Source organism: Armatimonadota bacterium (assembly GCA_025059775.1).
Lineage (GTDB): Bacteria > Sysuimicrobiota > Sysuimicrobiia > Sysuimicrobiales > Sysuimicrobiaceae > Sysuimicrobium.
The window spans coordinates 48,121-60,067 of sequence record JANXCW010000012.1; the positions used below are offsets into that span (position 1 = coordinate 48,121).

17 protein-coding genes and 3 pseudogenes are annotated in these 11,947 nt (G+C 69.4%); 1 reads left to right on the top strand and 19 read right to left on the bottom strand.

Annotated elements, in window-relative coordinates:
• Positions 1-55: 55 nt before the first annotated feature.
• The 19 genes and pseudogenes from N0A24_09580 to N0A24_09670 form a co-directional block, all read right to left on the bottom strand.
• The gene (locus N0A24_09580) at positions 56-517 is read right to left on the bottom strand and encodes an enoyl-CoA hydratase/isomerase family protein (protein MCS7173605.1); all 462 of its coding nucleotides are present in this window, start codon (positions 515-517) and stop codon (positions 56-58) included.
• Between the two features lie 13 nt (positions 518-530).
• Entirely contained in the window at positions 531-923 is a 393-nt protein-coding gene (locus tag N0A24_09585; protein ID MCS7173606.1) for a CoA transferase, read from the bottom strand.
• A gap of 98 nt (positions 924-1,021) precedes the next feature.
• A pseudogene (locus N0A24_09590) lies at positions 1,022-1,213 on the bottom strand (CoA transferase).
• The gene (locus tag N0A24_09595) at positions 1,210-1,647 is read right to left on the bottom strand and encodes a CoA transferase (GenBank protein MCS7173607.1); all 438 of its coding nucleotides are present in this window, start codon (positions 1,645-1,647) and stop codon (positions 1,210-1,212) included. The pseudogene N0A24_09590 and the gene N0A24_09595 overlap by 4 nt, the downstream one beginning before the upstream one ends.
• A gap of 42 nt (positions 1,648-1,689) precedes the next feature.
• Entirely contained in the window at positions 1,690-2,379 is a 690-nt protein-coding gene (locus N0A24_09600) for a TetR/AcrR family transcriptional regulator (GenBank protein ID MCS7173608.1), read from the bottom strand.
• Positions 2,380-2,383: 4 nt separating this feature from the next.
• Positions 2,384-2,524, bottom strand: a complete 141-nt coding sequence (locus tag N0A24_09605; protein ID MCS7173609.1) for a hypothetical protein — start codon at positions 2,522-2,524, stop codon at positions 2,384-2,386.
• Positions 2,525-2,675: 151 nt separating this feature from the next.
• Positions 2,676-2,858, bottom strand: coding sequence for a hypothetical protein (locus tag N0A24_09610; protein ID MCS7173610.1), 183 nt, complete (start codon positions 2,856-2,858; stop codon positions 2,676-2,678).
• 46 nt (positions 2,859-2,904) lie between these two features.
• Complete coding sequence (locus N0A24_09615; protein MCS7173611.1) at positions 2,905-3,186, bottom strand: hypothetical protein; 282 nt, start codon at positions 3,184-3,186, stop codon at positions 2,905-2,907.
• Positions 3,187-3,412: 226 nt separating this feature from the next.
• A complete protein-coding gene (locus tag N0A24_09620; GenBank protein ID MCS7173612.1) occupies positions 3,413-3,703 on the bottom strand; it encodes a hypothetical protein in 291 nt (96 codons plus the stop codon).
• Positions 3,704-3,923: 220 nt separating this feature from the next.
• Complete coding sequence (locus tag N0A24_09625; protein ID MCS7173613.1) at positions 3,924-4,583, bottom strand: hypothetical protein; 660 nt, start codon at positions 4,581-4,583, stop codon at positions 3,924-3,926.
• Positions 4,576-4,923: a 4Fe-4S dicluster domain-containing protein gene (locus tag N0A24_09630; protein MCS7173614.1), complete on the bottom strand. Its 348-nt coding sequence runs from the start codon at positions 4,921-4,923 to the stop codon at positions 4,576-4,578. Before N0A24_09630 ends, N0A24_09625 begins: the two co-directional genes overlap by 8 nt.
• Positions 4,865-5,032, bottom strand: a complete 168-nt coding sequence (locus N0A24_09635; protein ID MCS7173615.1) for a hypothetical protein — start codon at positions 5,030-5,032, stop codon at positions 4,865-4,867. Before N0A24_09635 ends, N0A24_09630 begins: the two co-directional genes overlap by 59 nt.
• Positions 5,033-5,133: 101 nt before the next feature.
• A complete protein-coding gene (locus tag N0A24_09640) occupies positions 5,134-5,427 on the bottom strand; it encodes a 2-oxoacid:acceptor oxidoreductase family protein (protein MCS7173616.1) in 294 nt (97 codons plus the stop codon).
• Positions 5,428-5,430: 3 nt separating this feature from the next.
• Positions 5,431-6,985 (bottom strand): annotated as a pseudogene (locus N0A24_09645) (thiamine pyrophosphate-dependent enzyme).
• Between the two features lie 15 nt (positions 6,986-7,000).
• Complete coding sequence (locus tag N0A24_09650) at positions 7,001-7,444, bottom strand: hypothetical protein (protein ID MCS7173617.1); 444 nt, start codon at positions 7,442-7,444, stop codon at positions 7,001-7,003.
• Positions 7,377-8,234, bottom strand: a pseudogene (locus N0A24_09655) (2-isopropylmalate synthase). The gene N0A24_09650 and the pseudogene N0A24_09655 overlap by 68 nt, the downstream one beginning before the upstream one ends.
• Before the next feature lie 20 nt (positions 8,235-8,254).
• A complete protein-coding gene (locus N0A24_09660; protein ID MCS7173618.1) occupies positions 8,255-9,097 on the bottom strand; it encodes an AMP-binding protein in 843 nt (280 codons plus the stop codon).
• Complete coding sequence (locus N0A24_09665; protein MCS7173619.1) at positions 9,046-9,819, bottom strand: hypothetical protein; 774 nt, start codon at positions 9,817-9,819, stop codon at positions 9,046-9,048. The genes N0A24_09660 and N0A24_09665 overlap by 52 nt, the downstream gene beginning before the upstream one ends.
• A gap of 1 nt (position 9,820) precedes the next feature.
• Positions 9,821-10,501 carry an aconitase family protein gene (locus N0A24_09670; protein MCS7173620.1) on the bottom strand — a complete coding sequence of 227 codons (681 nt, stop codon included), beginning with the start codon at positions 10,499-10,501 and terminating at the stop codon, positions 9,821-9,823.
• A 955-nt stretch (positions 10,502-11,456) separates the two neighbouring features.
• Between N0A24_09670 and N0A24_09675 the strand changes: the two genes are divergently transcribed.
• Positions 11,457-11,947: ABC transporter substrate-binding protein (locus N0A24_09675; GenBank protein MCS7173621.1), on the top strand; the 491-nt coding region annotated here is incomplete at its 3' end.

Consider the following 11,947-nt stretch of genomic DNA (forward strand, 5'->3'; position numbering starts at 1 on the left):
TCGTGGGCGCTGATGCGCCGCCCCGTGAAGATGAATTCCTTGGCCCGCGCCGGCCCTACCAGGCGCGTGAGCCTTTGGGTACCGCCCGCTCCCGGCATGCTCCCCACGTTGGCCTCGGGAAGCCCGAACTGCACCTTCTCGGAAGCCACCCGGAGGCCGCAGGCCAGCGCCAGTTCCAGCCCCCGCCCAGGCAGTACCCGTGGATCGCGGCGATCACGGGCCGGTCCAGGGTCTCCAGATGGCGCAGCAGCCTGCGGATGCGCTTTCCCATGGGGTCCTCCGTGACCCCTGCCTCGTACTCCTGGGCCCGACCCTTGAGGTCCGCTCCCACACAGAACGCCCGCTCTCCCGCCGCGGTGACCAGCACCACCCGCACCGCGGGGTCGGCCTCCACGGTCTCCAGGTGCTCCTGCATGCGCTCCAGCATCTGCACCGTGAGGGCGTTCAGGGCCTCTGGACGGTTCAGGGTGAGGATGGCGAGGGAATCCTCCCGCTCGAACAGGATCTCCTCCGTCATGGCCGCTCCTCCATCACAGGTTCCAGGCCCGCACCACACCGCTCTTCAGGAGGTCCCCGATGGCCGCCTCGTCGTAACCCGCCTCCCGCAGGATCTCCACGGTGTGCTCTCCTGGCAGGGGGGCGGGCCGCCGGATTCCCCCCGGAGTCTCGCCAAGGCGGATGGGGATTCCCGCCACCCGGGCGGTGCCCACCTGCGGGTGGACGACCTCCACCACCATGCCCCGATGGGCCACGTGCTCCTGCGTGGCGATCTCGGGATACGAAAGGATGGGCGCACACAGGATGTCCGCCTCCCGCAGATCCCGCACCCACTCCTCCGTGGTGCGGGTACGGAAGAGGGGTTCCAGGGCCTCCCGGTTGCGCACCCGCGCCTCGTTGGTGGCGCACCGCGGATCGTCCGCCAGGTGCGGACAATCCAGGACCTCGCACAGGCATCTCCACCGCTCGGGGTATAGGCGGCCACCATCACGTACCCATCCCGGGTCGGGAACGCCTCGTTGGGCGCCGCATACGGCGCCGCGGTTCCCGAGCGCTTCGGTGGCTGTCCCGAGCAGAAGAACGTGGCAAGCGCGATGGCCTGGAAGGCCAGCAGACCGTCCAGCAGGCCCATGTCCACCACCTGTCTCCGCCCCGTGCGCTGCCGGGCGAGGAGCGCGAGCAGCACCCCCGTCGCGGCCAGGAACCCACCCGTCATGTCCGCGGTCCCGGTTCCGTGCCCGTGATGCTCATAAGGCCGCTCATGGCCTGCACCACCCCGTCCACCCCCGGAAGGTCCCGCCACGGACCCGTCTGCCCGAAGGCGGAGATGCTGCAGTACACCAGGCGCGGATTCTGCTCCCATAGTGACTCAGGGCCCAGTCCCAGGCGGGGCAGCACGCCGGGCCGGAAGCTCTCCACCAGCACGTCCGCGGAGCGCACCAGGCGAAGCACCACCTCGCGTCCTTCCGGCCGCTTGAGGTCCACCACGATGCTGCGCTTGTTCCGGTTCATCCCCACGTACGCGGCGGCCACCTGAGAGCCGTCCGGAAGCACGTAGAAGGGCGGCCCCAGCAGCCGGCCCCAATCCCCCTCGGGTGGCTCCACCTTGATCACGTCCGCGCCGAAGTCGCCCAGTAGCTGCGTGCACACGGGCCCTGCGGCCCCCTGGCTCAGATCCACCACCCGTACGTGTCAAGGGGTCGAACCATCCCGTCTGGCCTCCACCCCGGAGAGGTCCGCGGGCGGGAATCCCCGCACCGCGAATTCCGCAAAGTGCACCGCGATCTCCTCCGCGGTGAAGGGCCCCTCCCGCCGGTACCACTTCGCGATCCAGTTGCACATGCCGAGAATGGCCCAGCCAGCCAAGCGCACATCCGTGGGGCGGAACTCCCTCTGCCGGATCCCTTCCTCGATGATCTGCCGGAAGAACCCCCCGTACCGGTCCCGCTGGCTCACGTACGACCGCAGGCGATCCGGAGCCAGGTTCTTGCCCTCCTCGATGAAGCACACCACGTTGTCCAGGTCCTCGATGAGGTGGACCACGTGGTTCTGCACCGCCAACCGCAGTCGTTCGGAAGGGGAGAGGGGACTGCGGGCGATGCGCTCCAGCCGGCGGATGGCCCGATCTACGGTGTGCCGCAGCACCTGGAGGAGGATGTCCTGCTTGCCGCGGAAGTGGTGGTAGAGGCTGCTCTTGGCAAGGCCCACCGCCTCCGCGATGTCCCGCATGCTGGTCCCCTTGTAGCCCTTCGTACGGAAGAGGAAGGCTGCAGCTCGCAGGATGTGCTCCCGCCGCTTCTCCCCGTCCCGAGGCGCCACTAAGGGAATCCGGGACGTCCGGGATTGCCTGTGGGTTCGGTCCCGCAGCGTCAGACGTCCCACCCTCTTACCTCTCCCCACGGCCCTCCAAATCCCCGTGGAGGGACCGGCCCAGACTCAGACCCAGCTCCAGCGCCCGCAGGTTCTGCTGGAGCAGGACTCCCCGCACCCGGTTTCGGATCGCCCGTTCCAGGGAAGCGGGACGCACCACCGCCGTAAGGGCCGCTAGAACTCACAGGGCTGCTACGTTCCCCACGGTCTCTGTACCCAGCGCCTCCCGTACGGAACGGTAGACGGGAACGCACCACGCGGTGAACTCCCCCCGGCCGTAGGTCTTTCACGTATCCGTCCAAAGCCTCCTAGGTGAGGGCCACCAGTACATCCACCCAGATACTCACGGGGTAGTCCAGGGGTTCGTCTGCCACCACCACGTCCCCCCGTGCGGCACCCCCTCTCGCTTCGGGGCCGAAGGCGTGGAAGCAACTGGCCCACCGCCCCTCCTGCAGCGCGGCCTCCGCCAGCAGGATGCTTCCCAGGATCACCCCCTAGCCCCCGGAGCCCGCAATCCGCACCACCGTGCGCTGCATCTTACGCCTCCCCGTGGGTCCAGCACATCTCCGCGAACTCCGGACGGGATTCCCGATGCAGGATCCCAAACCGCAACCCCTCCACCCGGCTCGGGGGTGTAGTCCCGTTCGGGGTCACGAACCGCTTGCCCCTCAGCATCTCCCCGATCTCCGTGAAGCGGGCCTTCTGGGCCAGCAGGAGATCCGGCCCCTCCCCCATGCGGTTGTACCGACCAAAGTACACCGGGCAGTCCGTGAGGACCTCCACGAAGGCGAAGCCCCGGTGCTGCAGGGCCTCCCGCAAGGATGGCCTCCAGCTCGACCGTGGGTGGTGTGCAGGGTACAGGCATCCACATACCCCGCCAGCCGACTGCTGCACCCGATGCCCGCCACCACCGCCAGCCGGTTGCGGTCAATCCCGAGGGCGTGCACCGCCCGCAGCAGCGCCCCCAGCACGATCCCGTGCCCGCACCCGGGGCAGAGGATGTGGGGCATACGCGGCTGCCGTAGGTAGGTCCGAACATCAGGGATCACGACGTCCTCCGGGCCGACACCGGCACGGCCTCCAGGGCCTGATGGACTTCCCCGAGGATCCGATCGGGCTCGATGGGGGTGCTGTTCACCTGGTGCACCGCCAGAATCGGGACCCGATCTCCCACCACGCGCTCGACTTCCCGGCTCCACTGCCCCAGGTTCATCTCCGCCACCACCACGGCCCGGGCCTGGGCCGCGGCTCGCCGGACCGCGGTGTCCGGGAAGGGCCAGAGGACCCGGGGCCGCAGCAGTCCCGCCCGCACCCCTTCCCGCCGGGCCGTGCGCACCGCCTGCCGGGCCGTCGGGCCACGATGCCATAGGCCATCACCACCACCTCCGCGTCGTCTAGGTGGAAGGCCTCCGGCACCAAGTCCTCCGCCACTGGGTCCGAAACCTTGGTGTGGAGCCGGCGAAGCATCTCCTCCACCTTCGCGGGGTTCTGGGTAGGAAAGCCGGACTCGTCGTGGAGGAGGCCTGTAATGTGGTACCGGACGCCTTCCCCGAAGTTCACGAAGGGAGCGGGTCTTCCGTCCGCGGTCGCGTAGGGGAGGTAAGGGTCCGCAAGTCCGGCGGGAGCGGCCGGCGCACCGCTCCCCGAGCCCGGAGCTCCTCCAGGGTGGGCAGGGGTGCGGGCTCCATCATGTGCCCGATCACCTCGTCGTACAACACCAGCACCGGGGTCCGGTAGCTCTCGGAGAGCTCGAAGGCCCGCACGGTGAGCTCGAACACCTCAGGCACGCTCGCGGATGCGAGGACGATCACGGGGTAATCCCCATGACTCCCCCAACGGGCCTGCATCACGTCCCCCCGGGCAGGAGCGGTGGGGAAGCCTGTGCTGGGCCCAAGCCGCATCACATCCACCACCACGCAGGGAATCTCCGCCAGCGCCGCGTACCCGATGTGCTCCTGCATCAGGGTGAAGCCCGGCCCGCTCGTGGCCGTCATGGCCAGCAGTCCACCCACGGAGGCTCCGATGCACGCGGCCAGGCTCGCCATCTCGTCCTCCATCTGCACGAACACCCCACCCACCTGAGGCAGCAGGTGGGCCATCTCCTCCGCCACCTCCGAGGAGGGTGTGATGGGATAGCCCGCGTAGAACCGGCATCCCGCCCACACGGCCCCGTACGCGCACGCGGTGTTCCCTCGGACCAGGCGCCACCTAGCCATGGAGGACCGCCTCCTCCCGCACTACAACGGCGAAGTCCGGGCAGAGAAGCTGGCACAGCTGACATCCCGTACAGCGCGCTGGGTCCAGCACGGTCACTCGGTCGTGTTCTCCAAATCCCAGGATCTCCTCCGGACACACCCGCACGCAGATGCCGCAGCTTCGCCCCTTGCACCACGCGGCGTTGACCTCCACCTGATACCGGCGGGGCGAACCAGTTGGGAGCGGCAACTCCCGAAGATTGACCGCTTGCAGCGCGCGTCCCGCGTGGAACGCCTGCAGGTTAGGCTCCAGAACGCGGGCGGGGAAGGACGCCCGCATCCCCGCCTCCCACTCCTCCATCCTCCATCGTGAACTCCAGCTCGCGGCTCACGGCACCCAGGAGCACTACGTTGGCCATCCGGGCATCACCCAGGGATTGGGCCCGCACGCTGGCCTTGTAGGCCAGCACCCTTCCTCCTGCTTGCCGTAGCCTTCCGATCGCCTCCGTACCCGGGTAGATCGGTTTCCAGCTACGACGATCCTGCTGCGCCGCGGGCGGGAGGATCCGGACTAGGTCCGTCGCCAGAAATCCCCCGGGCGCAGATAGCCGGCCCACCGGAAACCTTCTGCCCACTCCAGGCTCAGGACCCCATCCGCCCGGCCCCGCTCCACCAGGGGACTGTGGACCCTGGGACCGTACCGGAGGAAGCTCACCACGGCCCCGCCCCGCTGGGCCATCCCCTTCACTTCGCTCTTCTTCACGTCGTAGCCGCGCTCCAGGCACACCGCGGCCAGGATGTTGCTCGCGAGCAGCACGCCCTGTCCACCCACGCCTACGATCAGGGGGTTCCGCGTCTCCCTCACGGCTTACCTCTTCTGCGGTGTTCCGGCCCGATGGATGGCGTCCGCGGGACAGATTTGGGCACACAGGGTGCACCCCGTGCACGCCTCCTCCCGGATGCGCACCTTGGGACGCCCCTCGCACGTCTCCTCCACCCACACAATGGCTGGACAGCCCAGGTCCATGCACAGCTGGCATGCGGTGCACCGCTCCGCCACCACCCGGAAGGGCTCGTCCCGGATCTTTACAGGCGCCTCCACGCACGGTCGGTTCGTGAGCACCACGGATACCCCGGGGTACCGGAGGGCCTCTTCGAGGGCCACGAAGGTGGCCCCCAGGTCGTACGGGTCCACCACGCGGACGAACTCCGCACCCGCGGCCCGGCACAGGGCCGCGAGATCCACCCTGGGTGCGGGCTCTCCGCGGATGGAGGTGCCCGTGGAGGCGTGCGGCTGGCCTCCGGTCATGGCGGTGGTGCCGTTGTCGAGGAGGAGCACCGTGATGTTGGCCCGCTTGTACACCGCGTCTACAAGGGCCGGCAGACCCGCGTGGAGGAAGGTGGAGTCTCCGATGGCAGCCACCACAGGTCCGGGAGCCGTCCCCGCCAGGGCAAGGCCTACTGCCATCCCGATGCTGCAGCCCATGGCCAGACACGAGTCCATGGCCCGGAGGGGCTCCAGGGCCGCCAGGGTGTAGCACCCGATGTCCCCGCACACCACGGCACCCAGCCGGCGCAGAGCCAGGAATGGACCCGTGTGCGGGCAGCCCGGGCACAGCACGGGCGGACGAGGTGCGGTGGGGACGTCCGGGGCACGCCTGGAGTCTTCCCCCTTGCAGCACTCCCGCCTGATGGTAGCACACGCCCGCGGTCACCACGCCCACGGAGCGATCCCGCATCTCTACCCGGAGGAATTCAGGCCGCGCCGCCACCTCCGGCAACCGGCGCAGCCGTTCCAGCACGTGGGGTCGGCGCTGACGGGCATAGACCGGCAGCATCACGTACTTAGCGGGGTCGCGCTGGAAGCCCTTGAGGGGTGGGACGGCTCGCTCTCCCAGGTGCACCACGCCCCGCGTGTGGCTCAGGCGGGTGGTGGAGCGGACCAGGACGGGGGTATCGAACTCCTCGCTGAGCTCGAAGGCCAGGGCCACGAAGGTCTTGGCCTCCTCGCTGTCGGAGGGTTCCAGCAGCGGGATGGCGGCGAATCTGGCATAAAAGCGGTTATCCTGCTCGTTCTGGGAGCTGTGCATCCCCGGGTCGTCCGCGCTCAGCACCACTAGGCCTCCGTGCACCCCTGTGTAGGTGGCCGCCATGAGGGTGTCGGAAGCCACGTTGAGCCCCACGTGCTTCATGGTGCACAGAGCCCGCACCCCGCCCAGAGAGGCTCCCACGGCCACGTCCAGGGCCACCTTTTCGTTGGTGGACCACTCCACGTACACGTCGGGGAAGGTGCTGAGGTATTCCAGGGTCTCCGTGCTGGGGGTCCCCGGGTACCCCGTGGCCACCCGCACCCCCGCCTCGTACGCTCCCCGGGCCATGGCCTCGTTGCCCGTGAGGAGCGCCACCCGTGCGGCCTTCCGCATCGCGGTCTCCACGCCTCACCTCCTCGCCTGCTCCGCCGGGTGGAGCAGCACCTCGATCTCCTCGTCCGTGAGGCCCCGATCTCTTTCCTTGGCCGCCCGCAGCACCCGCTCGACGGCGTCGTGGGTGATGGAGTAGCCGTGCTGCTCCAGCCAGAAGACCACGTTGGCCTGCCCGCTCATGGGGCCCACGGTGATCACCTGTTTTCGTCCCACCTCCTCCGCGGGCACTCCGCTGTACACACGGTTCGCGAGCCAGTAACCCCCTTTCCGGAAGGCCTTGGCGATGGCCGCCGCGTGCACGCCCGTGCTGGTCTCGAAGGCGTCCTTGCCCACCACGGGGTAGTTGCACGGGATGGGAATCCCCGTGGCCCGGGACACCACGGCGCAGTACTCAGGCAGCCGGCGTAGGTCTCGGTCGATCCAGCCGAGCAGCTTCAGGTTTACCAGCAACAGATCCATGGGGGGTGTTGCCCACCCGCTCCCCGATCCCTAAGGCACAGCCGTGGACGCAGTTCGCCCCGGCCTCCAGGGCCACGAGGGCGTTGATGAGATCCAGCCCCCGGTCCCGGTGCCCGCGCCAGTCCACCTTCACGGAGGGCCCCAGCGTCTGACGGATGAACCGCACGAGCCTCCGGGTTCCCCACGGCGTCGCGTGCCCCACGGTGTCCGCGAGACATACCCGTTATGCCCCGCAGTCCACCGCGGTGCGGTACACCGCGCGCAGATGGTCGGGCCGGGCCCGGGTGGTGTCTTCCGTGACGAACATCACCTCAAGCCCTAGCTGCCGGGCCCGCATCACCGCCCGCTCGGTGGTGCGCAGCAGGAAGTCCAGGTCCCACCCCTCCACGTACTGGCGGATGGGACTGCTGCCCAGAAACAGCGCGGCCTCGATGGCCACTCCCGCCCGTTGCTGTGCCTCCGCGATGGCCACGATATCCGGCTCCGCGGTGCGCCCCGCACAGCTGGGGCGAAGGGGCAGGCGCGCCTGTCCGATCTCCCGGGCGAGGGCCACCACGTCCCCCAGGGCCCGCACACTGCTCCCGGGGTATCCGATGTTCGCCCGCTGGATCCCCAAGGCCACCATCAGGTGGAGGATCTCCTTCCTCTCTTCCACCGTGGGATGCCGCACGGATGGACTCTGCAGCCCGTCCCGCAGTGTTTCATCGTAGAGTTCCACGGGGTAGGCGGGCCTGCGGCCTCCGGAACGCAGGTTCCAGTCGTAGATCCACCGTTCGCCGCTGGCACGCATCCGGACCTCACCACCCCTCCTCACAGGCTGCGGCGGTCCACCACGCGAACCGCCTTGCCCACCTCCGTGCGCGGCAGCTCCTTGGGGCGCAAGACCGTGACCCGAGCGCTCACCCCGAGCTCCTCCCGGATGCGGCGGGCCACCCGTTCCTCCAGGGCCCGAACTTCTTCCTCCCGGTCGAAGCCCTCCCGAGCCTCTACCCGCACCTCCAGGACGTCCAGGGCCCGCTCGCGGTCCACCACGATCTGGTACTGCGGCTCCAGCTCCGGGAACCGGGTGAGGATAGCCTCCACGTCGGAGGGGAACACGTTCACCCCGCGGACGATGAGCATGTCGTCCACCCTTCCCGTGACCCGAGACATGCGCACGAGGGTTCGCCCGCAGGGGCATGGCTCCCGGTTCAGGGCCGCGAGGTCTCCGGTGCGGTAGCGGATCACGGGCGTGGCCTCCCGGGTGAGGGTGGTGCACACCAGCTCCCCTCGCTCCCCGTCCGGCACGGGCTCGCCCGTGCGAGGATCCACCACCTCCACCAGGAAGTGGTCCTCGTTCACGTGCAGCCCGCTCTTGGCCTCCTGGCACTCGCACGCTACGCCGGGCCCGATGACCTCGCTGAGCCCGTAGATGTCCACCGCGCTGAGGTTCAGCCGGCGCTGGATCTCCTCCCGCATGCCCTCGGACCACGGTTCCGCACCGAAGATCCCCACCCGCAGCGCCTGCGGGCGCAGTTCCATCTCCTCCATGACCTCCGCGATGCGCAGGGCGTACGAGGGGGTGCAGCACAGCACGGTGCACCCGAGGTCGTTCATGAGTTTCACCTGACGCGCGGTGTTGCCGGAGGAGATGGGCAGGACCGTGGCCCCCACCCGCAGGGCCCCGTAGTGGAAGCCCAGCCCGCCGGTGAACAGCCCGTACCCGTACGCGTTGTGGACGCGGTCCCCCGGGCCCCCTCGCACAGCCCATGACCCGGGCCATGACCTCTCCCCACAGGTCCAGGTCCGCCCGCGTGTACCCCACCAGGATGGGAGAGCCGGTGGTGCCGGACGAACAGTGCAGCTCCAGGACTTGGTCGGCGGGAACCGTGAACATGCCAAAGGGGTACGCGGACCGCACCTCCGCCTTCGTGGTAAACGGAAGCCGCCTCACGTCGTCCAGCGTGCGGCTGGTCGCGTAGCTCCCGTCCAGTGCGGGGGTTTCGGACCCACGCGTCCGCCACCACCACCTCCGCCTCGTCGCCGTCCTCGAACAGCTCCCACACCCCAGGGCAGGGCAGCACCGGCAGACCCAGGGGCACCGCGTTGCGGAAAAAGATGCGGGCGAACGACTCCGCCAGCACGCACGCCACGCCCAGGGCCAGCAGCCCCTCCGGTGCGGTCTCCCGGCTGCTCCCGCAGCCGAAGTTCCGGCCCGCCACCACCACGTCTCCGGGCCGCACCTCCCGGGCGAACTCCGGGCGCACCGCCTCCAGCACGTGGTGCTTCCGTTCCTCCAGGGGCGCCACCGCGTACGCGCCGGGGGCCAACAGGTCCGTGCTGATGTCATGGCCGAACTTCCACACCCGGCCCCGAAGCAGCTGCCGGAGGTTCACCTCACCCAACGGCCACCTCCACCTCCCGGGGGTCTGTGATGCGGCCCGCCACCGCGCTGGCGGCCACCGTGGCCGGCGAAGCCAGGTAGATCTCCGCGCGCGGTCTGCCCATACGGCCCTGGAAGTCGCGGTTGTGGGTACCGATGCACCGCTCGCCGTCGCCCAGCAGGCCCAGATGACCGCCGAAGCACGGGCCACAGCCGGGCGGCAGCACCACTGCACCCGCAGCCACCAGGTCTGCCAGGATGCCTCGCCGGCTCGCCTCCTCGTACACGGCCCGGGAGGCGGGCGCTACCAGCAGCCGGGTGCGCGGGTGCACGCGGCGGCCGCGCAGGTACCGGGCGGCTTCCTCCAGGTCCTCCACGCGGCCGTTGGTGCAGGAGCCGATGAAGGCCTGGTCCACTTCCACCCCTTGCACCTCCCGAGCCGGCCGCACGTGGTCCACCCGGTGGGGCAGGGCCACCAGGGGCTCCAGGGCCGACAGGTCCACCTGCAGGGTGCGCTCGTACTCCGCGTCGGGGTCGGGAGCCGGCCAGGCGGGGTCGTGGTGGCCGTAGAACCGCGCGGTGACCTCGTCGGGCGGGAAGAAGCAGAACTTGGCGCCGGCTTCCACCGCCATGTTGGCCACGCTCATGCGGCCGGACAGGTCCACGTGGGCCGTCGCCTCTCCGGCGAACTCCAGGGCGCGGTACTGGGCGAACTCCGCCCCGTACCGGCCCAGCAGATGGATGAAGGATCAGGTCTTTCCAGCTCGCGGGAGCCCGCAGCCGCCCTGCTAGCTCGCAGCGGATGGTGGGGGGGACCTGGAACCAGAGGGCCCCGGTGGCCACCGCGTAGGCCATCTCCGAGGTGCCGACCCCCGTGCCCGCCGCACTCACGGCGCCGTAGGTGGTGGCGTGGGAGTCGGTGCCCACCACCAGCATCCCGGGCCGCACCAGGCGCTGCTCTACCAGCAGCTGGTGGCAGATCCCCTGTCCGGTGTCGAAGAAGTGGCGAACCGAAAAACGCCGCACGTCTTCCCGGATCCGGCGGTGCAGGCTGGCCACCGCGGCGCTGGGGGAAGGTGAGAAGTGGTCCAGCACCACCGCCACCCGATCCGGGGCCCACAGCCGGCGCACCCCCAGCCGCTCCAGGGTGTCGAACAGGGTGCCCGCGAAGATGTCGTGGACCAGGCAGAAGTCCACCGCGCAGGTGACGAACTCCCCGGCTTCCACTCGCCTCCGCCCCGCCGCCCGCGCCAGGATGGCCTCTGCAAGGGTTTGCCCCACGGACATGTTCCGCCCGACCGTTCGGTCGACTCACACCCTAGAGTCCGCGGCGGGGATGGTCAATGCGACGAACAGGGGAATTTTTCTGGTGCAGAGCGGCGAGCCCACCGCGCATCCGCGCCTAAAGGCTCCTGTGGCCTCTTTCGGATGCTCCAGGAAGGGTTGGTACAAATGTCTCATTGACTGTGCCAATCGGATCGATAAGTAAGAAGGAATCGTAGCGACCGATAGGTCGGTACCGGGGAGATGGAACCATGGAGCACGGGAAGGGCCGCAGGGCACGGTGGAGGGTATTTTTCCGTCATACTCGCGGGTCTGGGGATCGCCCTAGGGCTGGGAATTCCCTCCCTCGGCGGGCCTGCAGCGCGCGTGGGGACTCCGTACCGGATCGGGTTCATCAGCTCGGTGACCGGGCCCGGCTCCAGCCTGGGGACTCCGGAGCGCGACGTGGCCCGGCTTGTGCAGGAACGGCTGAACCGGGAGGGCGGCATCACGGGCCCTGATGGGGTCCGGCACGAGGTGCAGATCCTCATCACCGACGACCAGAGCCGGGCGGACGTGGCCGCCAGCCTCGCCCGGCGCCTCATCGAGCAGGACCAGGTGCACGTGCTGGTGGGCACCACCCTCAGTGGCCCGAGCCTGGCCATCGTCCCCATCGCCACGGAGCTGCGCACCCCCAACATCTCCATGGCCAGCGCCCGAGCCATCGTCGAGGATCCCGGCACCCGACGCATGCGCACGTGGATCTTCAAACCGGTGCCCGAGAATTTGCACTCCGCGGCCAAGCAGGCGGAGTACCTGAAGGCGGTCGGCATCAACCGCGTGTGCCACCTGTACGAGAACACCGCCTACGGCCAGGA